The organism is uncultured Nitrospira sp., assembly GCA_902500695.1.
GTDB lineage: Bacteria > Nitrospirota > Nitrospiria > Nitrospirales > UBA8639 > Nitrospira_E.
Genome location: CABVRQ010000174.1, coordinates 1 through 1,746, shown reverse-complemented (window position 1 = coordinate 1,746; position 1,746 = coordinate 1). Strand labels below are relative to the sequence as shown.

Below are 1,746 nucleotides of genomic sequence, written 5' to 3'. Positions count from 1 at the left end.
CCAATGACTTCACTCACCCGGTCAAACATCATATTAAACGATTCACTGGTTCGACCGATTTCATCCTGACTGTTCACGCTGGCCCGACCGGTGAGATCTCCTTCCTTGGCTCGCTCCGCCATGGACTCCAGACTCTTCATCGGCTTGACCACCAACTTCGCAATCATCAGATACAACAGCCCCATCATCAACACACCCACTGCCAAAATCCCCATATACATATTACTGAGATTCCCTTGTAATTGTGCAGCGGGACCATCCATGGGAATCTGTACCGACACAGCTCCCAGCATTTCCCCGATTTTTTTGCCCTCATGACAACCTATGCAGGCTTGGACCGTCGCCAAATCCGGGGTCGCACGGCGGAACATCATTTTCCCATTCACGGTATCGTTTCTGGTAAAATCTTTTTGGCCGGCAGCTAGGGCAGCAAGGGCTTCTTTCTCAAAGGAATCTTGCGGAGCATTTTTCGCATTTAGAGGCGAGAGACTCACGATCCTGGCATTAAAGACGCCTTCCTCAGCCAATAGTTCAGAGGTTTCACGAGCAAATGTGGCCGGAAAGGGAACCGTATCGGAAGCACTATGATCAATGCCGGTATTCATCCCAGCCGCCTTGGCTTTCACCACAAACTCTTTGGTCACATAGGCACGAGTAACCTCAATTTGCTTTTGAACAATAAACGCCTGATCGGACAAGACCCGTTCAAGATCCGAATGCAATTGCTGTCCGAGCAAATACGCTCCCCCTGCCAGTAAACTTGCAAAGACCACCATAATAGTCATCACCACTTTTGGACCAATGCCTATTGAGTTCCATACTTTACCCATGCGACCTCCTATCTTATTTGATAAATAAACAAACTGGCCTGATTCAAAGTTCCGCGTAAGGGGTGAAACGTGAGGCGTAGGATGGCCCCCCTACCAACCGGCCGCGATGCCGGAATAGGCAACGCCATTAGCCTTCTACATTTCTGCCTATTCGTTGTTCCCGACATTTTCAATCGGGATTCCATGTTCCGTCTCACCCCTCACCATTGACCCGTCACGTCTACTAAAACTCTTCAAAAAAATCATCCTGGCGTTGACGGCGGTCATGGCCATTCGAGCTACCCACGCCAGCCGGTTGAGCCTGAGTCGTGGCCTTTGAAGGGGAGACAGCCTTCCCTGAGGGTAAAGGCTTACTCACAGCGGAAGACTTGTTGCCACTTGAAAGGGCAACCTTGGTTCCCGATCCGCGTTGTGTCGCTGCAAATCGTCTTTGTTCTGTATCTTCTAATTTAAAAAAAGCGACTTGATTCAACAGTTCAGTCGCTTGCTGTTTCATGGACTGGGAAGCCGACGTGGCTTCCTCCACCAAGGCCGCATTCTGCTGCGTGCCCTGATCCATCTGCATCACCGACTTGTTCACCTGATCGATCCCCGCAGCCTGCTCCTGGGAGGCCGCACTGATTTCCGAAATAATATCCGTCACCCGTTTGACCGAGTTCACAATCTCGGCCAGCGTCTGGCCCGAGCGATTCACTAACTCGCTGCCGTCACCCACCTTTTGCACCGATTCATTGATCAGTGTCTTGATCTCCTTGGCAGCCGAGGCCGAACGTTGAGCCAGATTCCGCACTTCCGAGGCCACCACCGCAAAACCGCGACCTTGTTCACCTGCCCGCGCCGCTTCCACCGCCGCGTTGAGTGCTAAGAGATTCGTCTGAAACGCGATTTCGTCGATCACATTAATAATATCCGCGAT

The 1,746-nt window shown here is 51.5% G+C and carries 2 protein-coding genes; both read right to left on the bottom strand.

Annotated features, from left to right (window positions below):
• Positions 1 to 830 (bottom strand): DUF3365 domain-containing protein (locus AAH187_RS19235; RefSeq protein ID WP_342350108.1); only part of this gene is annotated, 830 nt, incomplete at its 3' end.
• A gap of 223 nt (positions 831 to 1,053) precedes the next feature.
• Positions 1,054 to 1,746: methyl-accepting chemotaxis protein (locus AAH187_RS19230; RefSeq protein ID WP_342350107.1), on the bottom strand; the 693-nt coding region annotated here is incomplete at its 5' end.